The sequence below is a fragment of the Variovorax paradoxus genome (assembly GCF_022009635.1).
GTDB lineage: Bacteria > Pseudomonadota > Gammaproteobacteria > Burkholderiales > Burkholderiaceae_C > Variovorax.
The window spans coordinates 203,665-224,165 of the sequence record NZ_CP091716.1 but is presented as its reverse complement, the minus strand read 5'-3'; the positions used below and the strand labels follow the sequence as shown (position 1 = coordinate 224,165).

Here is a 20,501-nt window from a genome sequence, read left to right as displayed (position 1 = left end):
CTCGCGCACTGCATCCTTCCTCAACGATTCCGCCCTGAGAGAACCTCCAACGTGGATTTCGGAACTTTCTTGGTCCAGTGCCTGAACTCCGTTCAGTACGGGCTGCTGCTCTTTCTCGTGGCCTCGGGGCTGACGCTGATCTTCGGGATCATGGGCGTCATCAACCTCGCCCACGGCAGCTTCTACATGATCGGCGCGTACATGGCGTTCTCGCTCGCGCCGCTGTTCGGTGACCAGTTCCTGCTGATGCTGGTGGCCGGCGTGGTGCTGGCGGCCGTCTTCGGCTACCTGCTCGAATGGGCCTTCTTCAGCTACCTCTACCAGCGCGACCACCTGCAGCAGGTGCTGATGACCTACGGCCTGATCCTGGTGTTCGAGGAGCTGCGCTCCATCCTCGTGGGCAACGACGTGCACGGCGTGAAGGTGCCCGCATGGCTCGACGGCAGCTTCGCGCTGGGCAGCGTCATGAGCTATCCGTGGTACCGCCTCTTCGCCTCGGCCGCCTGCATCGTGCTGGCGGTGGGCCTGTACTGGGTGGTCAACCGCACGCGGCTGGGCATGATGATCCGCGCCGGCGCGAGCAATCGCGACATGGTGCGCGGCCTGGGCATCGACGTGAAGCGGCTCTACCGCATCGTGTTCGCCGCCGGCGTGGCGCTCGCGGCGCTGGCCGGCATGATCGCCGCGCCGATGTCCTCGGTGTATCCGAACATGGGCGCGAGCGTGCTCATCATCTGCTTCGTGCTGGTGGTGATCGGCGGCATCGGCTCCATCACCGGGGCGCTGGTGGCCTCGCTGCTGGTGGGCTTCGTCGACACCTTCGGCAAGGTTTTCTTCGCGGACCTGAGCGGCATCGGCATCTACCTGCTGATGGCCATCGTGCTGATCTGGAAGCCCGAGGGGCTGATGGGGAGGCGGCCATGAAGAAGAGCGCGTTCCTCGTGCCCGTGATCTGCGCCGTCGCCATCGGCGTGGCCGGTCCGCTGATGGGCAACTACATGTCGGACTTCGTCGTGAAGATCATGATCCTGTCGATCTTCGCGCTGAGCCTGGAGCTGCTGGTCGGCATGACCGGCCTGGTGAGCCTGGGCCACGCGGCGTTCTACGGCATCGGCGCGTACGTCACCGTGCTGGCCTCGGGCAGCGAAGGCGGCAACTTCGCGCTGCTGCTGCCGCTGGCCATGGGCGCGGCGGCGCTGTACGCCCTCTTCGTCGGCGCGCTGAGCCTGCGAACGCGCGGCGTGTACTTCATCATGGTGACGCTGGCCTTCGCGCAGATGGCCTTCTTCGTGTTCCACGACACCAAGGTGGGCGGCGGCAGCGACGGCATCTACATGTACGTGCGGCCTGCCCTCGGCGCGCTCGACCTGGAGAACCGCACGGTGCTGTTCTACGTGGTGCTGGCGTCGCTGGTGTTCACCTACGGGCTGCTGGCGCTGATTCGCCGCTCGCGCTTCGGCGCGGCACTGGCGGGCATCCGCGTGAACGAGCAGCGCATGCGCGCGGCCGGGTTCTCGGTGTACGGCTACAAGCTCGCGGCCTTCGTGCTGGCGGGTGCGCTGGCCGGACTCGCGGGCTTCCTGCTGGCTTCGCGCGACGGCGTGGTCAACCCCGAGCTGATGGCATGGCACAACTCGGGCGAAGTGCTGCTGATGGTGATTCTCGGCGGCCTCGGCCACCTGCGCGGCGCGGTGATCGGCGCCATCGCGTTCACGCTGCTCAAGGAGATCTTCTCGACGCATGCCGTGATGGGTCCGCTGGCCGACCACTGGCAGCTGACGCTGGGGCTGACGATCATCGTGTTCGTGGCGCTGCTGCCGAAGGGCCTGATCGGCCTGGTGCAGCGCCTATCGCCGAAGGGGGCCGCATGACCCCGCGTTTCTCCCTCCCCTCCCGGGGAAGGGCCGGGGTGGGGGCACGCGGCCTCCAACGCCGCGCAGCATCAAAGACCGCATGCCCCCATCCCGACCTTCCCCCGGAAGGGGAAGGAGCAAGATCATGAATGCACTGCTCTCCGTCGAAAAACTCACGCGCCGCTTCGGCGGCCTCACCGCCGTCAACGCCGTCACGCTCGACCTGCACATCGGCGAGGTCCATGCCGTGATCGGCACCAACGGCGCGGGCAAGTCGACGCTCATCAACATGCTCTCGGGCGAGATCGCGGCCTCCGAAGGGCGCATCAGCCTCAACGGCGTGGACATCACCGGCCGCGCGCAGTCGAAGCGCGCGCGCGACGGCGTGGGCCGCAGCTACCAGCGCACGACCATCTTCCCGGAGTTCAGCGTGCGCGAGAACTGCCGCCTTGCCGCGCAGGCGGCGAACGCCAGGCCGTGGGCCATCTGGCAGTCGTCGCAGCACTGCGCCACGAGCAACGCCGCGGCCGACGCCGCGCTCGAAGCCGCGGGCCTCGCGGACGAAGCGCTGCGCATCGCCGGCACCATGAGCCACGGCGCGCAGCGGCAGCTCGAAGTGGCCATGTGCCTGGCCACCAACCCGCGCGTGCTGCTGCTGGACGAGCCGCTCGCCGGCATGGGCGCCGAAGAGACCGACCGCATGCTCACCCTGCTCGCGCGGCTGAAGGCCACGCACGCCATCCTGCTGGTGGAGCACGACATGGACGCGGTGTTCCGCATTGCCGACCGCATCACGGTGATGGTGAACGGCACGGTCATCGCCACGGGCAACCCCAAGGAGATCCGCGAGAACCCCGAAGTGCGCACCGCCTACCTGGGCGAGGAACAACACTGATGCTGATCGTCCGCGACCTCAACACCTACTACGGCAACAGCCACATCCTGCGCGGCGTGCATGCCGGCATTCCGGCGGCCACTTCGGTCGGCCTGCTCGGGCGCAACGGCATGGGCAAGACCACGCTGATCCGCACGATGATGGGCTACGTGCGCCCCGCCTCCGGCGAAGTGCAGGTCGACGGCCGCACCGTCACCGGCCTGCCGCCCGAGAAGATGGCACGCCTGGGCATCGGCTACGTGCCCGAAGGGCGCGGCATCTTCCCCAACCTGTCGGTGCGCGAGAACCTCGTGATGAGCGAGCGCGCCGGCATCGACGGCCGGCGCGAATGGACCTTCGACCGCGTCATGGCGACGTTTCCGCGCCTGTCCGAGCGGCTGTCGCACGGCGGCCAGCAGCTGTCGGGCGGCGAGCAGCAGATGCTGTCCATCGGCCGCGCGCTCATGACCAACCCGCGCCTGCTGATCCTCGACGAGGCCACCGAAGGCCTGGCGCCGCTGATCGTGGCCGAGATCTGGCGCGTGATCGGCGAGATCCGCGCGACCGGCATCGCCACGCTGATCGTCGACCGCGACTACCGCAAGGTGCTTGCGCACACCGACCTGGCGGTGGTGATGGAGAAGGGGCAGATCGTGCGGCACGGAGCGTCGGCCGACCTGCTGGGCGAGCCGCAGGCGCTGGAAGAACTGCTGGGCGTCTAGGCACGCCGCATCCCACGAAGGCGCAAGCGCCGTGCCCCGCGAGATCAGCCTCATCGACGCCGCGGGCAGGCCCCTGCGCAACGAGGCCCGGATGCTGATCGACGCACAGGCCACGCCGTGGCAGGGCTTCGCGCTCGAGGTGCGCGCGATGACGGGCGACGGCGAGAACCCGCCCTGCTACAACCCGCACCCGCTGATCGGCCTGTGCGTGCGCGGCCATGTGAAGGGCGCGATGACGCGCGGCCGGCGCGTGCTGCCCTTCGAGGCGCATGCGGGTGGCATGTTCATCTTCGAGCAGGGCTACGAGGTAGATCGCGCCTGCTGGAGCGGCCACGTCGAGGAAATGATCGCGGTGGAGATCCGCCCCGAGGCACTGCGCAGCCTCATGCCCGAGAGCGACGGCGCGCTGCACCTGCAGACCCACCTGTCGACCACCGACGCCACGCTGTCGGCGCTGGCCATCGCCATGCGCGACGAGGTGGAGCGCGGCTGCAGTTCCGGGCGCATGCACGCGCAGGGCCTGTCGATGGCGCTCGCGAGCTACCTGCAGAACCGCTATGGCGCCACGGGCAGCGCGCGGCGTCCGCGCGGGCGGCTCTCGCAGACCGACCTGCGCAAGGTGTACGACTGGGTCATGCAGCATCTGGCCGAAGACTTCGGCATCGACGAACTCGCGGCCGAGCTGCACCTGAGCGCCGTGCATTTCACGCGGCTCTTCCGCGCCAGCACGGGCGCGACGCCTTACCGCTACGTGATGGAGCAGCGCGTGCGCCATGCGCTGTCGCTGCTCGGCGGCAACCAGTCGCTAGCCGAGATCGCACAGGCCGTGGGCTTCTCCAGCCAGGCGCACTTCACCCAGGTGTTCCGCCAGATGGTGGGCACCACGCCGGCACGCGCGCGGCGCGGGTAAGTCCCGGGGACGGGTGAAGGAATCCTGCAAGCGGTGATCGCATGTCGATATACCGCCGCTGGGGGCGCGGGCAAATTCATGTCTCTACACAACAGGAGACGAGAAGATGCCGACGCCCACCCCCATCACCCCCATCGAACATGAACGGCGCGGCGCCGCCCGTGCGGCCGCCGCCTTCTGCCTGAGCCTGGCTGCCGCCGCCGCGCTCACCGCCTGTGGCGGCAGCAGTTCGTCGGGCCCTGCCGTGCTGCCCATCGTTCCCGCTCCGGCGCCGCCACCGTCCGCCGCGCCGGTGGCCCTGGCCTGCGACGAGAGCCTGAAGTCCGCGTTCAAGCCCGACGCCGACACCACCGTGACTGTGGTGAGGCAGTTCCACAAGGGCGACGACCTGAACCTCGACGGCAAGGCCTCGGGCACGGTCGCGGCCAGCGACGTGTGCATGGTCAAGCTCAACGTCGGACCGGGCCACGCCGGGCCGGCCGATGCGCCCTCGACCTCGCCGGGCATCGGCATCGAGGTGTGGCTGCCTTCGCAGGCCGCGTGGAACAACCGCATCCGCGTGCTCGGCGGCGGCGGCTTCGTGGGCGACGCGGGCATCGGCGCGAAGACGCAGATCGGCGGCGCGAATGCCGCCGCGATCGCGGCCGGCGAAGGCTCGGTGAGCGCGGTGACCGACGCGGGCCATGCGTCGAAGGCACCGCTGCCTTCGGTCGACGGTTCGTTCGCGATGAACCCCGACGGCACCATCAACACCACGCTGTGGACCGACTTCGCGAGCCGCGGCATCCACCAGATGGCCGTGAAGGCCAAGGCACTGGCGGCCGGCTTCTACCAGCGCGACGCGAAGTACGCCTACTGGGACGGCTGCTCCACCGGCGGGCGCCAGGGCCACATGCAGGCCCAGGTGAACCCCGACGACTTCGACGGCATCCTGGCCGGCAACAGCGCGATCAACTGGACCAACTTCATCACCGCCGAGCTGTACCCGCAGGTCGTGATGCAGCGCGACCTCGGCGGCACGCCGCTCACGCCGGACCAGCTGGCGCTGGTGTCCTCGTCGGCGGTGAGCGCCTGCGACAGCGCACTCACCGGCCAGCACGACGGCTTCGTCAGCGACCCGGCCGCCTGCAAGTACGACCCCGCGCAGGACACCAGCGTGCTGTGCACCGGCAGCGGCGGCACCAACGCCACCGCCGCCTGCCTGAGCACCGCGCAGGCCCAGGCCGTCAACAAGATCTGGTACGGCCAGACGCGCGACGGCAGCGCGCCGGCACCCGCGAGCGACATCGGCTACGGCGCCACGCTGGCGTCGAACCAGCTCTGGTACGGCCTCACGCGCGGCACGGCACTCAACAGCCCCGGCGTGCCCGGCCTCTCGCTGGCCGACTCGGTGGGCGGCGTGCCCGCCCCCTTCCACATCGCCGCGCACCAGGTGGCGCTCAACCTGCAGGACCCGACGCTCGCCACGCCGGACTTCATCAACGCCACGGGCAACGGCGCGGACAAGTGGAAGGGACTCTCGTATGCACAGCTTGCCAACGCGAGCGACCGCGGCAAGGCGCTGCAGACGGCCTTTGCGAACATCAACGCCGACAACCCCGACCTCACCCGCTTCCGCGATCGCGGCGCCAAGCTGCTGGCGTACCACGGGCTGGCCGACCAGCTGATTCCGAGCTCGGGCACGGCCAACTACTACGAGCGCGCAGCGAAGGCGATGGGCGGCATCGATGCACTGCAGAAGTTCTACCGCTACGTGGAGATCCCGGCGATGGGCCACTGCGCCGGCGTGGGCTCGGTCAACGGCCTCGCGGGCACGAGCCCCGCGGCCAACCCGCCGCTGCCGGCGCCGAACCAGCTCTTCACGGCGCTGACCGACTGGGTCGAGAAGGGCGTGGCTCCGGATGCCCTGGTGCTGCAGAACGCCGACAAGTCGCTCGCACGGCCGCTTTGCACCTATCCGAAGAAGATCGCCTACCTGGGCGGGGACGTGAAGGCGGCCTCCAGCTACGCCTGCCGCTGAAAGAAAAGCGAGAAGCGGGTTCGCACACTCTGTTGCAAAGCACAAAGGCGGTCTTCGGACTTCACCGGGTTTAACCTCTGGCCTGCGACAGTGCGGCAGCCGAATGATGTCCGGCTGCCCCGGCACAGCGAGGTTGAGCATGACTTCCCTGCAATCGCGTCACATCGACAACGTCTATTCGATCGCCACCGGCGCGGCGCTGGCCGATCCGACGCAGAGCCTGGTCCACAAGTCGTGGGCGCGCTGCGTGCGCGACCACGGGCTCGATCCGTCGAAGCCGACGCCCGCGCGCATCCTGCCGGCGCAGGAGGTGCGCGCGCACCAGCAGCAGCTGGAGCACTTCCTGCGGGCCGCGCGGGCGGGCATGGAAGACATCTACCGCCGCGTGGCCGACCTGGGCTACATGGTGCTGCTGACCGACGCCGAGGGCATCACGGTCGACTACATCGGCAACCCCGCGTGGGACGACCAGCTGCGCAAGGCCGGCCTGTACCTGGGGGCCGACTGGAACGAAGCGCATGCCGGCACCTGCGGCGTGGGCACCTGCCTGGTCGAGCGCCAGCCGATGACCTGCCACCAGACCGAGCACTTCGACGCCACGCACATCGCCCTCACCTGCACCACCGCGCCGCTGTTCGACCACAGCGGCAAGCTCACGGCCATTCTCGACGTGTCGGCGTTGCGCTCGCCAGAGGCCAAGGAGAGCCAGCACCTCGTGCGGCACCTGGTGTCGATGTATGCGCGGATGATCGAGGACGCCGATTTCCTGCGCAACTTCCGCGGCCACTGGATCCTGCGGCTGGGCAGCGCCTTCGGGCTGGTCGACGTGGCCGGCGAGGTGATGCTGGCCTTCGACGACGGCGGCACGCTGGCGGGCGCCAACGGCGGCGCGCGGCAGGCCTTTGCCGGCCATGCGTTGAGCGGCGCGGTGTCGGAGCTGCTGCACATGCCGATGGATGCGATCTGGCGCATCGGCAACGGCGGCGCGATATCGCCACTGATGCCGTTCGCGCACACGGTGCTGCTGCCGGGCGGCGGCGAATACCACGCCTCGCTGATCGCGCCGCGCTCGCGCAGGGCGCAGGCCCCCGCGACCGCCGCGCCGAGCGCGCGCCCTTCCGACCGCCTGCCGCCGCTGGAGCGCATCGCGGGCGACGACCCGGCGATGCAGAAGCTGCTCGCGCAGGCGCGCCGCCTTGTCGACCGCGGGATCCACGTGCTGGTCGAAGGCGAGACCGGCAGCGGCAAGGAAGTGCTGGCGCGCGCCCTGCACAGCGCGAGCAGCCGCGCGGCAATGCCCTTCGTGGCGGTGAACTGCGCGGCCATTCCCGATTCGCTGATCGAGAGCGAGCTGTTCGGCTACACGCCCGGCAGTTTCACGGGCGGACGCGCCAAGGGCATGAAGGGGCTGATCGCGCAGGCCGACAGGGGCACGCTGTTCCTCGACGAGATCGGCGACATGCCGATGGCGCTGCAGACGCGGCTGCTGCGCGTGCTCTCCGAGGGCGAGGTGCTGCCGCTGGGCGCCGAGTCGCCGCAGCGGGTGGACATCGCGGTGGTGGCGGCCACGCACCGGCACCTGCCCGGGCTGGTGGCGTCGGGGCGCTTCCGCGAGGACCTCTACTACCGCCTGTGCGGCGCGGTGCTGAAGCTGCCGCCGCTGCGCGCGCGCGGCGACATGCGCTACCTGATCGAAGGCATGTTCAACGAGGAAGCCGCGGCAATGCCTTCGCCGGCACGGCTGTCGGAAGAGGCGATGCAACGGCTGCTGGCGCACGACTGGCCGGGCAACCTGCGGGAGCTGCGCAATGCGCTGCGACTCGCGCTGGCACTTTGCACCGGCGCGAGCGTGAGCGCGCAGGACCTGCAGCTGCAGGCGCGCGCGGACACGGTCTGCGACACGGAGCCAGATGAAGACGTGGCCGCCGAAGCCAGACGACTGCTCGACGCGCTGAAGCGCCACCGCTGGCGTGTGGCGCACGCAGCCGACGAGCTAGGCATGAGCCGCGCGACCGCCTACCGGCACATGAAGCGGCTGGGCATCGTGGTGCCGCGCCGCGGGTAGCTGCGACAGTCTCAGGCCGCGGCAGGCACGAAGCGCTCGATCGCGGCCACGGCCTGCCCAAGGCCGTCTTCCGCGCGCATCCGTTCGCCCAGCGCCCTGGCCCGCGCGCGAACCTGTTCGTCCTCAGCGAAGGCGATGCCGCGTGCGAGATCGGCCGCCTGCAGGCGCCCACCCGCTACCGCCGGCGGCGCGACGCCGGCCTCGGCCAGCCGGTGCGCCCAGAAAGGCTGGTCACCCGCGAAGGGCACGACGACCGAGGGCACGCCGGCGCGCGAGGCCGAGTGGCTCGTGCCCGAGCCGCCGTGATGCACCACCAGCGCGGTGCGCGGAAGCAGCCAGTCGTGCGGCGTGTCGCCCACCACATGGAAGTTGGAAGGCAGGCCCTGCGTGTCGATGCCGCCCCAGCCGGCGTACAACAGCGCGCGGCGCCCGGCGACGCCGTCGATCACCGTGGTCCGCAGTCGCTGCCTGTCGAAGCCGGTCATGCTGCCGAAGCCCACGTAGACCGGCGGTTCGCCCGCGTCGAGGAACGCCTCCAGGTCGGGCGGCGCACTCCAATCCTGCGCAGGAGGAATCCACTGGCCGCAGACCATGGCGTTGTCCGGCCAGTCGGCCGGCCTCGGCACGAGGCTCGGAGAAACGCCGTAGAGCATCGGGTGCGCGTTCCACATCGCGCGCCGCGACGGCAGCTTGCCGACCTCGGCGCGCGCGGCGTTGATCGCCGGCCGGAAGGCACGCCAGAGCATCGCGTTGATGAAGTGATGGCTCGCGCGGCGCAGCAGGCGCGGCACCCGTGCGGGCGGCAGGAAGGGCGAGGCGAAGGCCGCCGTGGGCGTGAGCGGGAACATGCCCGCCCCGATGGCCGGCACGCGCAACGCCTCGGCCGCCGAGAGGCCGGTGAAGGCGGCGAGGCCCGAGCAAACGATCGCGTCGCAGCCGCTCGCTGCTTCGACGGTCTGCCGCAGCCATGTCGTGGCGTTCTCGTTGGCGATGGCGGCCAGCGCCTTCATGGCCGCCGCCGGACGGTTGCCGAGCGCGATCACGCTGGCCAGCGTGCCCTGGATGTCGCCGGTCAGTGCATGGGAGCGCACGCCCAGCCGCTGCGTGGTGCCGAGGGTGGAGGCGTCCGCCAGCAGCACCGAGCCGTGGCCGGCATCGTCCAGCGCGCGGCACAGTGCGGCGAGCGGCCGGGCGTCGCCCTCGGTGCCGTAGGTGACGACGGCGATCTTCATGGCTGCTGCTTCCTGCGCGCGGCCTTCGCGTCCTTGCCCGCCTGCGCGCCGGTGATGAAGAGATCGGCGATCACCGCGAACTCCTCGCGCAGCACCAGCCCCGGCAGCGTGAGCCAGCGCATCAGCGCACCGAAGTACAGGTGATGCAGCAGCGAGGCGAGGTGCGCGGAGGACACGTCGGTGCGCAGGGTGCCGTTCTTCTGGGCCGCGGCGATCAGTGCGTCGAAGAGGCCGATGAGATCGCGCGGGAGGTCGCCGCTGTTGCTTTTGGCGCCACCGCCCTGGAGCTCGCTCTCAATGTTGAGGAAACGGAAGCGGAAGTAGTCGAGCAGGTGGTCGCGATGCTGCCCGGTCCATTCGGTCGACGCCTCCAGCAGATGCGAGAGCTGTTCGCCGAAGCCGGCTTGCCAGTCGATGGCGGCATGCAGGCGCTGTGTGTCGTCCGCGAGCTTCAGGTGCACCCAGTGCGCGAGGATCGCGTCCTTGGTCGGGAAGTGGTTGTAGAGCGTGCCCTTAGCAAGGTCCGACTGCTGGGCGATCTGCTCCATGGTCGTGGCGTCGTAGCCCTGCGACTCGAAGAGGCGCATGGCGGTGGCGGCCACGTGGTCAAGTGTCTGGGCGCGGCGGCGTTCGCGGCGGCCGGGGAGTTCAGGTGCCGGCAAGTTCTTGCCCTCGAATTTTGAACGTCGTTCAAGTTTATACGATGCTCAACTTTCGGAAGAATGCATGCATTGCAAGAACGGGGAACTGCGCTGCCTTTCATTGGCCCATGAGCAGCACATGCACCATTGCTTGCCACGCGTTTCAGGCAAACGCAGCGCCCATGAAAAAAGCCCGCAGCGCCTCTGACGGCCTGCGGGCTTCGTTGGCGGCCAGACCGGCCGCGTCTATGACTTACTGGATGAAGCCCAGGTGCAGGAAACCTGCGCGGGCCGACGGGCTGCGTGCGCCGATCAGCACGTCGAGCCGCTTCGAACGCATCGTGAAGAAGAAATCACCGCCCGATTCGGCCGAACGGATGCCAACGGGCGACGAAGCGCCGAGAGCGTTCACGGCAAGGTTGAAGACGGCGGAGTTGTCGCCGGTCTGGACCATCTGATATTGCGTCAGGGAAGCGATCGTCATGTCCATCGTGCCGCTCGTCGACCAGCCCATGCCGGTCATGAAGCCCACGTACTCCGACGCTGCCGGCACGCCGATCGCCAGAACTTGCGTTCCGTCGGCAGGCGAAGTCCCGGCGCTCAGATAGGTCTTGTCGCCATCGATCATCGCAACACCGAAACGGCCCAGCAAGGTACCGTCCGCCGGATTCTTCAGCTGCCACATGCCAGGCTCGGCATCCGCTTCAACCGCGCTAGTCACCACGCTTCCCGCCGGACAACTGTCGATGCGGTAGATGATCTGGTTGGTGCACTGCTTCATCACGGTGCCGCCGCCCGAGATCTGGATCTGCGCGATGGCCGACTCGCCACCCGAGGCCGAGAAGCTGATGCGGGCGCGGTCATATGTGCCGTCCAGCTTGCTTTGCGTGAGGACGAACGCGCGCGTCGCCACCAGGGGTGCTGCCGCGTAAGACACCGGCGTCGAGAAAGGCTTCTCGAACGGGAAGCCGCCAAGGATGTTGTCACCCACAACCCAGAACGACGAGACGTTGGTGCCGGTGATTCGGCTGTTCTGCACCTTCCAGTCGCCGTCGTATGTCGGGGAAGAAGGTGGCGTCAGCGCGCCGGAAGTCGTGTTGCCGGCCGTGTCCGTCATGCTGTAGGTGGCCTTCTCGAAGTCGATGCTGAGCTTGTGGCGAGAGCCATTGGCGGCGAACACCGTGTAGTCACCATTGCGATAGTCGCCGGTCTGCACGATGAAGTTCAGCTCCTTCGAGCGGCCTTCCGAGGCGTTGGCCACGAGCTTGTAGGTGCCGGTCTGCGTCTTGCTGGAATTGGTAAAACGCGAGACCCACTGTGTGACGGTGGTGTCGACATCCGTGCGCGTCACGACGCTGACGCCGGCGTCGCCCGCCCATGCAACGTTGTCGCTGGCTTTGATCGTCACTTGCTGGCCGGGCAATACGCCGTACTTGCCGGAACCGTCCGGCGTCGCGGCGGCACCCGCGATCTCGACCGTGAGCTTCAACTCCGCTGCAGCAGGCGGTTGCGGGGCCGGGGCTGGGGCAGGCGCGACCGCGATCGGAAGCAACGGCACGCCTCCTCCCCCGCCACCGCCGCCGCCGCAACCGGCAAGACCCAACACCAAGGCCGCGGCAAACGCGGTACCAATGCTTTCCCTCATCTCTTTGTCCCTCTGAATTCGTATAGATCAATGCACCCCGGCGGCGCCGGGGCCCTTGCGAATGTAACGACAACCTTCGTTTATGAAGATAAAAGGCCTACCGAAAGTCGTCTTCACGCCACATTGTTCAGTTAAGGCGCACGACACGCCCTTTGAAGTAATTCCAAGGTTTTAACAACAGGGACGCATGCGTCTCACGGCATCGCAAACCCGTCGCACTGAACGTGAGACACGACAGCGGCAGTGCGACAAAACACCACACAACTCATTGATTTCTCGTGGCCCGCCGCGCGGCACGAAAGGTGCGCCATGCACGTCGCGCCCCGCGCCACGGCGCCGCGCATCCATCAACGACGCTCCGGAGACATTCAATGACAGACCCGACCCTCAGCCCGAGCGGCCCCACCCAGGCCGCTTCCCAATGGCTCGCCGACTTCGCCGCCGCGCTCGCGCGCAGCGACATCGACGCGGCCGTCGCGCTCTTCGAGCCCGACAGCTTCTGGCGCGACCTCGTCGCCTTCACCTGGAACATCCGCACGCAGGAAGGCCCGGCCGCCATCCGCGCGATGCTGCAGGCCCGGCTGGCCGACACGCAGCCCACGGCCTTCACAGTGGAAGGCGAAGCGACCGAGGCCGATGGCGTGGTCGATGCATGGTTTACTTTCGAGACGCGCGTGGCGCGCGGGCGCGGCCACCTGCGGCTTCGCAACGGCAAGGCCTGGACGCTGCTCACCACCATGACCGAGCTGAAGGGCTTCGAGGAAAAGACGGGCGACAACCGCGTCAAGGGCGCGGAGCATGGCGTGCACAAGGGTCGCAAGAACTGGCTGGAGAAGCGCCGCGACGAAGAGGCGGCGCTGGGCTACACCGAGCAGCCCGAGGTGGTCATCATCGGCGGCGGCCAGGGCGGCATCGCGCTCGGAGCGCGGCTGCGGCGCCTGGGCGTGCCGGCCATCATCGTGGAGCGCAACGCGAAGGCCGGCGACTCCTGGCGCAAGCGCTACAAGTCGCTGTGCCTGCACGACCCGGTCTGGTACGACCACCTGCCCTACATGCCCTTTCCGGACGACTGGCCGGTGTTCGCGCCCAAGGACAAGATCGGCGACTGGCTGGAGATGTACACGAAGATCATGGAGCTGAACTACTGGAGCTCCACCACCGCCAGGAAGGCCCGCTTCGACGAAGCCACGCAGCGCTGGGAAGTGACGGTCGAGCGCGAGGGCAAGCCGGTGGTGCTGCGGCCGAGGCAGCTGGTGTTCGCCCTCGGCGTCTCGGGCTATCCGAACGTTCCGAAGGTGGCGGGCGCGGAGAACTTCAAGGGCGACCAGCACCATTCCAGCCAGCACCCGGGGTCCGAGGCCTACGCGGGCAAGAAGTGCGTGGTGCTGGGCTCGAACAACTCGGCGCACGACATCTGCGCGGCGCTGTGGGAACACGGCGCGGACGTGACGATGATCCAGCGCTCGTCGACGCACATCGCGCCCTCGCAGTCCTTGATGGAGCTGGCGCTGGGCGAGCTCTACTCCGAGCAGGCGGTGAGGAACGGCATCGATCACCACAAGGGCGACCTGATCTTCGCGTCGGTGCCCTACAAGATCATGCACACCTTCCACATCCCGGTATACGAGGAGATGAAGAAGCGCGACGCCGACCTGTACGCGCGGCTGGAGAAGGCGGGCTTCCTGCTGGACTTCGGCGTCGACGGCTCGGGCCTGTTCATGAAGTACCTGCGCCGCGGCTCGGGCTACTACATCGACGTGGGCGCCTCGGAGCTGGTGGCCAACGGCAGCATCCACCTGAAGAGCGGCGTGAACATCGAGCGGGTGAACGAACGCTCGGTGACGCTGACCGACGGCACCGAGCTGCCGGCCGACCTGCTGGTGTACGCCACCGGCTACGGCTCCATGAACGGCTGGCTGGCCGACCTGATCTCGCCGGAGATCGCCGACAAGGTCGGCAAGTGCTGGGGGCTGGGCTCCGACACGCCCAAGGACCCGGGACCGTGGGAAGGCGAGCTGCGCAACATGTGGAAGCCGACGCAGGTCGACAACCTGTGGTTCCACGGCGGCAACCTGCACCAGTCGCGGCACTACTCGCAGTTCCTGGCGCTGCAGCTGAAGGCGCGCATGGAAGGGATCGACACGCCGGTGTACGAGCGGGCGCCGTCGCACCACACGCGCTGAGCCGGTCCGTCATTCGCTGATGAAGCGGCGCAACCCTTCCAGATCGATCACGGTGATCCCGCCGTACTCGATGCGAAGAAAGCCCGCTTCCTTCAGCCGGTTCAGCGCCGCGTTGCAGCGCTGGCGCGACACGCCCGACAGGTTCGCGATCTCCTCCTGCGAGGTCTGCAGGTGCGGCTCGCTGCCCGGATGCAGCCACGGGTGGAACAGCCCCGCCAGCGCGCGCGCCACCTGGCTGTCGGCGTCGAGCAGGCGGTGCGCCGCGTAGCTGCCCATGAACCAGTGCAGCCGCTCGTTGATCTGCTGCAGCAGAAAGTGGTCGAAGCCGCGCTGCGTGCGATGCAGCCACTCGAAGGTCTCCAGCGGCAGCTGCGCCACGCGGCTGGGCCGCAGCGCGATGATGTCGGCCGAGCGCGGCAGCGCGCGCAGCAGCGTGCCCTCGCCGAACCAGCTGCCCACCGACAGCCCGCCCAGCGTCACCGAGCGCCCGTCGCTCGAGGTGATCGACCACTTGAGCAGCCCTTCGAGCGTGCCGTACCAGTGCGCCGGCGTGTCGCCGCGCCGGCACAGCGCGGCGCCGGCCGCGACCTCGACCTCGCGCATCTCGTCGAGCACGCGCTCGCCCGCGGCCACGTCCAGCAGCGGAAACCAGGCCGAGCCCTGCAGCAGTTGCGGGATGGTCAGCGACGCGTGCTGAAGGGATTGCTTGGTCGTGGGCATGGGCTCTCGGGGGCGCACTGCGGCGTTGAAAGGATTACGGCAGGTCCTTGATGCGCTGCAGTTCCGCCTGCGCTTCGCGCAGCTTGTCTTCGCGCCGCGCGACCTTGTCGGCATCGCCCTTGCGCCGGGCTTCCTGCAGCTCGCGTTCGCGCTGCGCCACCTTGCGCTCCTGGCTGCGCACGCGTTGCTGGTGCTCGGCGGCCAGCTTGGCGTCGCTGCAGTTGCGGCGCACTTCGGCCAGCGCCTTTTCGAGGCCGCGAACGCGGTGGGTCTGGTTGTCGGCCTTGGCTGCTTCGATGTCGCGCGAAATGGCGTCGCGCTTGGCCGCGCAGGTGGCGCTGGGCCCCGGCTGCGCCATCGCCAGGCCCGATGTCATCAGTGCGGCGGCGGTCGCCAGGACGAGAGGCAGGAATTTCATGGGCGCTGCTCCTTGCTGCGTGAGGAAGAGTGGGGAAGGCAGTGGCGACTTTAGCCGCTGGCGCAGGTAAACCCTGCCCCCAAATGTCGTCGCGATGACTGAGTGCGCGCGCGCCTCAAAAAATAATGGCGCGCCCCCATGACAGACAGACACCAGGAGCCTCCGAGCATGTCGAAGCGCAAAGTGATCGTGACCATCGCCCCCACCGGCGGCATGGCGCACAAATCGCAGAACCCCCACCTCCCCACCCAGCCCGCCGAGATCGCCGCCGACGTGCTGCGCTGCTGGAACGCCGGCGCCAGCGTGGTCGCCATCCATGCGCGCCGCCCGGACGACGGCGCCACCTGCAATGCCGACGTGTACCGCGACATCAACAGTCGCATCCGTGCGGGCGGCAGCGACATCGTCATCAACAACTCCACCGGCGGCGGCGTGCACGGCGACATGGTCAAGCCGCTGGCCGGCGATCGCTGGGAGATCGCGTGGGAAGAGCGCATCAAGGGCATGGACGCCGGCGCCGAGATGTGCACGCTCGACGCCACCACGCTCAACCTGAGCTTCGAGGGCAAGCAGATCCTGATGGACACGCCCATCACCCGCGGGCGCGAGCTGGCCGCCGGCATGAAGGCGCGCGGCATCAAGCCCGAGTGGGAGGTGTTCAGCCCCACGCACATCCTGCAGGACACGACCACGCTGATCCAGGAAGGCCACGACGACGAGCCCTACTTCATCAACCTGGTGATGAACGTGCACCGCAACTTCCAGAACGCGATGCCGTATTCGCCGCGCTTCCTGCAGATGATGGTCGACACCCTGCCCAAGGGCAGCATCTTCTGCGTGAGCGGCATCGGCCCGTCGCAGCTCGAAGCCAACGTGGCGGCGCTGCTGCTGGGCGGCCATGCGCGCGTGGGCCTGGAAGACAACCTCTACTTCCGCCAGGGCGAGCTGGCCACCAACGTGCAGCTCACCGAGCGCATCGTGCGGATGATCCGCGAGCTCGACATGGAAGTGGCCACGCCGGCCGAGGCGCGGCAGATGATGGGCCTGCCGCGCACGGGCACGCCGCGGCCCGAGTTCGCATTGGGCTGAACCACACAACAACGACCAACGATCAGAGACAAACACATGAACGCTTCCCGCACTGCTCTGGCCCTGGCGCTGGGCGCCGCCTTCTCGGCGGGCGCCTCGGCCCAGGTGTCCGACGACGTGATCCGCATCGGCTTCATCAGCGACATGTCGGGCCTGTACCGCGACTACGACGGCCCGGCCGGCGCCGAGGCCATCCGCATGGCCATCGCCGACATGGGCGGCGCCATCGACGGCAAGAAGATAGAACTGGTCACGGCCGACCACCAGAACAAGCCCGACATCGCCGCCGCCAAGGCGCGCGAATGGTTCGACGTGCAGAAGGTCGACATGCTGATCGGCGGCGTCAACTCGGGCGCGGCGATCGCCATGGCCGGCGTGGCGGCGGACAAGAAGAAGCCGTACTTCGTGGTGGGCTCGGGCGCATCGAGCCTCACCAACGAGTACTGCTCGCCCTACACGGTGCACTACGCCTACGACACGGTGGCCATGGCGCGGGGCACCGCGAGCGCGGTGGTCAAGGCCGGCGGCAAGAGCTGGTACTTCGTGGCGGCCGACTACGCCTTCGGCGCGGCCTTGCAGAACGACGCGACCAAGACCGTGCTGGCCAGCGGCGGCACGGTGGCCGGCTCGGTCAAGCATCCGCTGGGCGCGAGCGATTTCTCGTCGTTCATGCTGCAGGCGCAGAACTCGAAGGCCCAGGTGCTGGCGCTGGCCAACGCGGGCGGCGACACGGTGAACGCCATCAAGTCGGCGGCGGAGTTCGGCCTGGGCAAGAACATGAAGCTGGCGGGCATGATCATCACCATCAACGACGTGCACGCGCTGGGACTGAAGACCTCGCAGGGCATGTACCTCACCGACAGCTGGTACTGGAACCAGAGCCCCGAGTCGCGCGAGTGGTCGCGCCGCTTCTTCGACAAGCACAAACGCATGCCCTCCTCGTTCCATGCCGGCGACTACTCGGCCGCGCTGCAATACCTGCAGGCGGTGAAGGCCGCCGGCAGCGACGATGCCGACAAGGTGATGGCGCAGCTGCGCAAGACCAAATTCAACGACATGTTCGTCAAGGGCGGCTGGCTGCGCGACGACGGGCTGATGGTGCACGACATGCACCTGATGCAGGTGAAGACCCCGGCCGAGTCGAAGGAGCCGTGGGACTACTACAAGGTGGTCGAGCCGATCCGCGGCGAGGCCGCATGGACGACCAAGGCGGAGAGCCGCTGCACGCGGTGGAAATCGACATGAGCACATCCCTGGACGTGAAGCGCGTGGCGGTGGTGGGCACCGGCGTGATCGGTGCGAGCTGGGTCGCGTACTTTCTTGCGCACGGGCTGGACGTGAACGCGGCCGATCCTTCGCCCGGCGCCGAGGAGCGGCTGCGCGCGGCGGTGGCGCAGCACTGGCCCACGCTGGAGCGCTTCGGCCTGTCGCCGGGCGCGTCGGTCGACCGGCTGCGCTTTCACGACAGCCTGGAAGACGCGGTGTCGGTGGCCGACTTCGTGCAGGAGAACGGCCCCGAGCGTATGGATTTCAAGATCGACCTGTTCCGGCGCATGGACGCGGCGGCACCGCCGGAGGCCATCCTCGCCTCGAGTTCGTCGGGCCTGGCGATCAGCGGCGTGCAGTCGGGCTGCGCGCATCCGCAGCGCGTGGTGCTGGGGCATCCGTTCAACCCGCCGCACCTGATTCCGCTGGTGGAGGTGATCGGCGGCGAGCAGACTTCGGCCGAGGCCATCGAACGCACGATGGCGTTCTACGCCGCCATCGGCAAGCGGCCGATCCACGTGAAGCGCGAGGTCAAGGGCCACATCGCGAACCGGCTGCAGGCCGCGCTGTGGCGCGAGGCTTTTCACCTGGTCGATGAAGGCGTGGCGAGCGTGGCCGACATCGACACGGCCATCGCGCACGGCCCCGGCCTGCGCTGGGCGGTGATGGGGCCGTTCATGAACCTGCACCTGTCGGGCGGCGCGGGCGGCATCGAGCATGTGCTGGCGCACCTGGGTGGGCCGATCGAGGACTGGTGGAAGGACCTGGGCGCGCCGTCGATGACTGCGGAGCTCAAGCAGAAGGTGAAGCAAGGCGTCGACGAGGAACTGGGTCAACGCCGCACGGCGGATCTCGAAGCGGCGCGCGACACCCTGCTGTTAAACCTGATTCGCGCGAAGGCTGATAGCGGCAAGCTCGAGTAGTTGGACCTTGCCTTTGGAAGCGTTGCGCTGTGAGTTCAGGGCGCGCTCTCGCCGCCGGGGGACATTCGCGCAGGGGAGTACCCGGTGGCCTGTGCACGCACCCCGAACAACCGCCGGAAAACACAAATGACCGATTTCCTCCACGACGAAACCCTGATCGCCCCACCCCGCACGGTACGCATCGACTTCGACGACGGTTCGTTCGCGCTGCGCTCGCCGGTGGCGCTGAAGCCGTATGCGCGCTGCATCGGCGAATGGATCGAACGCTGGGCGCGCGAGACACCCGACGCGCTGGCCCTCGCCGAGCGCGATGAGACCGGCGAAGGCTGGCGCAAGCTCGACTACCGCGCCTTGCGCCAGGCCGTCGGCGCCGTCGCGCAGGCGCTGCTCGACATGAACCTGCCGGCGGGCCAGCCCGTCGTGATCCTCTCGGACAACGCCATCGACCACGCGGTGCTGATGCTCGCGGCCATGCACATCGGGCGCACGGCCTGTTCGCTCTCCAGCGCCTACTCGCGCATGGCGAAAGACACGTCGCGGCTGCACGGCATGCTGCAGGCGCTGAAACCCGCGCTCATCTATGCATCGGACGCCAAGGTCTACGGCGGCTCGCTCGCGGGCTGCGGCGTGGAGGCCGCCACGGTGTTCAGCCGCAATGCCGATGCGCATCCCGGTGCGGTGCCATTCGAACGCTTGCTCGCGGTGAAGGAAACACCCGCCGTCATGCAGGCCTTCGCCGCCGTGCTGCCCGACACGCACGCCAAGTACCTGCTGACCTCCGGCTCCACCGGCAAGCCCAAGGTGGTGGTCAACACGCACCGCATGCTCTGCGCCAACCAGCAGATGATGGCGCAGACCTGGCGCTTCCTCGCGCGGGAGGCCCCGGTGCTGGTCGACTGGCTGCCCTGGAGCCACACCTTCGGCGGCAACCACAACCTGCACATGGTGCTGTGCCACGGCGGCGCGCTCTACATCGACGAAGGCCGGCCCGCGCCGGGGCTGATCGAGAAGACGGTGCGCAACCTGCGCGAGGTGAAGCCGACGCTGCTGTTCAACGTGCCGCGCGGCTTCGACATGCTGCTGCCGTACCTGGAAGCCGACGACGCGCTGGCCGCCGAGGTGCTGTCGCGCCTGCGGCTCGCGTTCTACGCGGCGGCGGCGCTCGCGCCCTCCACCTGGCAGCGGCTCGAGGCGGTGGCGAAGCGCGTGCGCCCGAGCCGGCCGCTGTGGCTCACCACCTCGTGGGGCGCGACGGAGACCTCGCCCGCCATCACCTCCGCGCACTGGAAGCTCGACGGCGCCGGCTGCATCGGCGCGCCGCTGCCGGGGCTGGAGCTGAAATTCGTGCCCAACGGCGAGAAGCTGGAGATGCGCGTCAAGGGCGTCTCGGTGTTCCCCGGCTATCGCGATGCACCGCGCGAGACGGCGCAGGCCTTCGACGAAGAGGGTTACTACCGCATCGGCGACGCGGGCTTCCTCGCCGACTCGGCCCAGCCCGCGCAGGGCGTGATCTTCAACGGCCGGGTGGCGGAAGACTTCAAGCTTTCCAGCGGCACCTGGGTGTCGGTGGGCACGCTGCGCGTGAAGCTGGTGTCGATGCTCGCGCCGCACGCGCAGGACGTGGTGCTCACCGGGCACGACCGCGACGAGATCGGCATGCTGGTGTTTCCGAGCCCCCAGGCGGCAGCGTTGCCGGCCGAAGCCCTGCACGAGCGCATCGCGGGCATGCTGCGCGCGCTGCGCGACGAAGGCGCGGGCTCGTCGCAATGCCCGGCCTGCGCGCTGGTGCTGGCCGAGCCGCCGAGCCTGGACGCGGGCGAGATCACCGACAAGGGCTACATCAACCAGCGCGCCGTGCTGGCGCGCCGCGCCGCCGAGGTGGACCGCCTGCATGCGCGCACGCCCGGCGGCGACGCGCAGGTGGTACGGCTGGACTGAAG

The 20,501-nt window shown here is 68.6% G+C and carries 17 protein-coding genes; 12 read left to right on the top strand and 5 right to left on the bottom strand.

Annotated features, from left to right (window positions below; translation table 11 throughout):
• Positions 1–51 precede the first annotated feature (51 nt).
• The 7 genes from L3V85_RS01175 (at position 52) to L3V85_RS01145 (ending at position 8,444) form a co-directional block, all read left to right on the top strand.
• On the top strand, positions 52–924 hold the full coding sequence (locus tag L3V85_RS01175; protein WP_126020622.1) for a branched-chain amino acid ABC transporter permease: 873 nt from the start codon (positions 52–54) through the stop codon (positions 922–924).
• Positions 921–1,871 (top strand): branched-chain amino acid ABC transporter permease, encoded by a 951-nt coding sequence (locus L3V85_RS01170; protein ID WP_237677612.1) that lies wholly within the window; start codon positions 921–923, stop codon positions 1,869–1,871. The genes L3V85_RS01175 and L3V85_RS01170 overlap by 4 nt, the downstream gene beginning before the upstream one ends.
• A 127-nt stretch (positions 1,872–1,998) precedes the next feature.
• On the top strand, positions 1,999–2,748 hold the full coding sequence (locus tag L3V85_RS01165) for an ABC transporter ATP-binding protein (RefSeq protein WP_237677611.1): 750 nt from the start codon (positions 1,999–2,001) through the stop codon (positions 2,746–2,748).
• Positions 2,748–3,449, top strand: a complete 702-nt coding sequence (locus L3V85_RS01160) for an ABC transporter ATP-binding protein (protein ID WP_237677610.1) — start codon at positions 2,748–2,750, stop codon at positions 3,447–3,449. Before L3V85_RS01165 ends, L3V85_RS01160 begins: the two co-directional genes overlap by 1 nt.
• Before the next feature lie 31 nt (positions 3,450–3,480).
• The gene (locus tag L3V85_RS01155; RefSeq protein ID WP_237677609.1) at positions 3,481–4,359 is read left to right on the top strand and encodes a helix-turn-helix domain-containing protein; all 879 of its coding nucleotides are present in this window, start codon (positions 3,481–3,483) and stop codon (positions 4,357–4,359) included.
• A gap of 106 nt (positions 4,360–4,465) precedes the next feature.
• Positions 4,466–6,379, top strand: a complete 1,914-nt coding sequence (locus L3V85_RS01150; protein WP_237677608.1) for a tannase/feruloyl esterase family alpha/beta hydrolase — start codon at positions 4,466–4,468, stop codon at positions 6,377–6,379.
• A gap of 139 nt (positions 6,380–6,518) precedes the next feature.
• A complete protein-coding gene (locus tag L3V85_RS01145; RefSeq protein WP_237677607.1) occupies positions 6,519–8,444 on the top strand; it encodes a sigma-54-dependent Fis family transcriptional regulator in 1,926 nt (641 codons plus the stop codon).
• Positions 8,445–8,455: 11 nt separating this feature from the next.
• On the opposite strand, the gene L3V85_RS01140 is transcribed toward L3V85_RS01145, so the two are convergent.
• From L3V85_RS01140 to L3V85_RS01130, 3 genes are all read right to left on the bottom strand, one after another.
• Positions 8,456–9,676 carry a glycosyltransferase gene (locus L3V85_RS01140; protein WP_237677606.1) on the bottom strand — a complete coding sequence of 407 codons (1,221 nt, stop codon included), beginning with the start codon at positions 9,674–9,676 and terminating at the stop codon, positions 8,456–8,458.
• Positions 9,673–10,278, bottom strand: coding sequence for a TetR/AcrR family transcriptional regulator (locus tag L3V85_RS01135; RefSeq protein WP_237677605.1), 606 nt, complete (start codon positions 10,276–10,278; stop codon positions 9,673–9,675). The genes L3V85_RS01140 and L3V85_RS01135 overlap by 4 nt, the downstream gene beginning before the upstream one ends.
• A 292-nt stretch (positions 10,279–10,570) precedes the next feature.
• Positions 10,571–11,962, bottom strand: coding sequence for a hypothetical protein (locus L3V85_RS01130; RefSeq protein ID WP_237677604.1), 1,392 nt, complete (start codon positions 11,960–11,962; stop codon positions 10,571–10,573).
• 371 nt (positions 11,963–12,333) lie between these two features.
• Between L3V85_RS01130 and L3V85_RS01125 the strand changes: the two genes are divergently transcribed.
• A complete protein-coding gene (locus L3V85_RS01125; RefSeq protein ID WP_237677603.1) occupies positions 12,334–14,145 on the top strand; it encodes an NAD(P)/FAD-dependent oxidoreductase in 1,812 nt (603 codons plus the stop codon).
• A gap of 9 nt (positions 14,146–14,154) precedes the next feature.
• Here the strand turns inward: L3V85_RS01125 and L3V85_RS01120 are convergent, their stop codons facing one another.
• The gene (locus tag L3V85_RS01120; protein WP_237677602.1) at positions 14,155–14,865 is read right to left on the bottom strand and encodes a Crp/Fnr family transcriptional regulator; all 711 of its coding nucleotides are present in this window, start codon (positions 14,863–14,865) and stop codon (positions 14,155–14,157) included.
• Positions 14,866–14,899: 34 nt separating this feature from the next.
• Entirely contained in the window at positions 14,900–15,283 is a 384-nt protein-coding gene (locus L3V85_RS01115) for a DUF1090 domain-containing protein (RefSeq protein ID WP_237677601.1), read from the bottom strand.
• A gap of 168 nt (positions 15,284–15,451) precedes the next feature.
• Between L3V85_RS01115 and L3V85_RS01110 the strand changes: the two genes are divergently transcribed.
• The 4 genes from L3V85_RS01110 (at position 15,452) to L3V85_RS01095 (ending at position 20,499) form a co-directional block, all read left to right on the top strand.
• A complete protein-coding gene (locus L3V85_RS01110) occupies positions 15,452–16,372 on the top strand; it encodes a 3-keto-5-aminohexanoate cleavage protein (protein ID WP_237677600.1) in 921 nt (306 codons plus the stop codon).
• Between the two features lie 36 nt (positions 16,373–16,408).
• Positions 16,409–17,617, top strand: a complete 1,209-nt coding sequence (locus L3V85_RS01105; RefSeq protein WP_237677599.1) for an ABC transporter substrate-binding protein — start codon at positions 16,409–16,411, stop codon at positions 17,615–17,617.
• Positions 17,614–18,561, top strand: coding sequence for a 3-hydroxyacyl-CoA dehydrogenase NAD-binding domain-containing protein (locus tag L3V85_RS01100; RefSeq protein ID WP_237677598.1), 948 nt, complete (start codon positions 17,614–17,616; stop codon positions 18,559–18,561). Before L3V85_RS01105 ends, L3V85_RS01100 begins: the two co-directional genes overlap by 4 nt.
• Before the next feature lie 126 nt (positions 18,562–18,687).
• Positions 18,688–20,499, top strand: a complete 1,812-nt coding sequence (locus L3V85_RS01095) for a feruloyl-CoA synthase (RefSeq protein WP_237677597.1) — start codon at positions 18,688–18,690, stop codon at positions 20,497–20,499.
• Positions 20,500–20,501 lie beyond the last annotated feature (2 nt).

Bases quoted from the DNA above. Each gene is read 5' to 3' on its own strand.
- L3V85_RS01170 (WP_237677612.1), top strand. From the start codon at position 921: ATGAAGAAGAGCGCGTTCCTCGTGCCCGTGATCTGCGCCGTCGCCATC.
- L3V85_RS01165 (WP_237677611.1), top strand. From the start codon at position 1,999: ATGAATGCACTGCTCTCCGTCGAAAAACTCACGCGCCGCTTCGGCGGC.
- L3V85_RS01160 (WP_237677610.1), top strand. From the start codon at position 2,748: ATGCTGATCGTCCGCGACCTCAACACCTACTACGGCAACAGCCACATC.
- L3V85_RS01150 (WP_237677608.1), top strand. From the start codon at position 4,466: ATGCCGACGCCCACCCCCATCACCCCCATCGAACATGAACGGCGCGGC.
- L3V85_RS01145 (WP_237677607.1), top strand. From the start codon at position 6,519: ATGACTTCCCTGCAATCGCGTCACATCGACAACGTCTATTCGATCGCC.
- L3V85_RS01140 (WP_237677606.1), bottom strand. From the start codon at position 9,676: ATGAAGATCGCCGTCGTCACCTACGGCACCGAGGGCGACGCCCGGCCG.
- L3V85_RS01130 (WP_237677604.1), bottom strand. From the start codon at position 11,962: ATGAGGGAAAGCATTGGTACCGCGTTTGCCGCGGCCTTGGTGTTGGGT.
- L3V85_RS01125 (WP_237677603.1), top strand. From the start codon at position 12,334: ATGACAGACCCGACCCTCAGCCCGAGCGGCCCCACCCAGGCCGCTTCC.
- L3V85_RS01120 (WP_237677602.1), bottom strand. From the start codon at position 14,865: ATGCCCACGACCAAGCAATCCCTTCAGCACGCGTCGCTGACCATCCCG.
- L3V85_RS01115 (WP_237677601.1), bottom strand. From the start codon at position 15,283: ATGAAATTCCTGCCTCTCGTCCTGGCGACCGCCGCCGCACTGATGACA.
- L3V85_RS01110 (WP_237677600.1), top strand. From the start codon at position 15,452: ATGTCGAAGCGCAAAGTGATCGTGACCATCGCCCCCACCGGCGGCATG.
- L3V85_RS01105 (WP_237677599.1), top strand. From the start codon at position 16,409: ATGAACGCTTCCCGCACTGCTCTGGCCCTGGCGCTGGGCGCCGCCTTC.
- L3V85_RS01100 (WP_237677598.1), top strand. From the start codon at position 17,614: ATGAGCACATCCCTGGACGTGAAGCGCGTGGCGGTGGTGGGCACCGGC.
- L3V85_RS01095 (WP_237677597.1), top strand. From the start codon at position 18,688: ATGACCGATTTCCTCCACGACGAAACCCTGATCGCCCCACCCCGCACG.